General features: G+C 65.6%; 1 protein-coding gene. It reads left to right on the top strand.

The window, feature by feature from the left end; all coding sequences use genetic code 11:
• Positions 1-741, top strand: a 741-nt coding sequence (locus AM506_RS23520; protein ID WP_200908482.1) for a PP2C family protein-serine/threonine phosphatase, incomplete at both ends; no start/stop codon positions are given.

Consider the following 741-nt stretch of genomic DNA (forward strand, 5'->3'; position numbering starts at 1 on the left):
TGGCCAAGCAGGCCGGGGACCTCAGCGTGCGCAGCTTCCTCGCCGACTACTACTCCACCCCCGACCATTTGGACGTCAAGACATCGGCGACCCGGGTACTGCGCGCCCTCAATGCCTGGACCTACAGCCAGAGCCGTCAGGTGGCAGAGGGCAGTTACGTCACTTCGCTGTCGGCGCTGGTGCTGCGCGGTACCGAGGGCCACCTCTTCCATATGGGCGACACCCTGGTGTTTCGACTGCGTGGGGCGGAATTCGAGCAGCTGACACGCGACCACGTCACCGACCTCGGGGGCTATCGCTACCCCTCCCGGGCCCTGGGCATGGACAACAGCATCGACATCGATTACGCCCGCTTTCCCGCCAAGCAGGGGGATCTGTTCCTGTTTACCACCCAGGCGGTGCTGGGCACCCTGATGCCGTCGGAGTATGTGCAGCTGATTCGTCAGGATGCCAGCGACCTCGATGCCGCCTGTGATCGCCTGGCCGAGGCGGCGGTACAGCGTGCGCAATCGCGTGGCTACGGGGCGGACCAGTTCTGCTTCCAGTTGGTGCGCATCGATGAGCTGCCCGATGCCCAGTCCGAAAATCCGGCCAAGGTGTACGGCGAACTGCCGATCCCGCCTGAGCTCTCCCCGGGGGATCGCCTCGACGGGCTGGAGGTGCTGGCCGTGCTGTCACGCACCGCCCAGTCGCGGGTCTACCGGGTGCGTGACCTTCAGAGCGAGCGCGAGATGGTGATGA

The sequence above is a fragment of the Rossellomorea vietnamensis genome (genome assembly GCF_001305855.1).
Classification (GTDB): domain Bacteria; phylum Bacillota; class Bacilli; order Bacillales; family Bacillaceae_B; genus Rossellomorea; species Rossellomorea vietnamensis_A.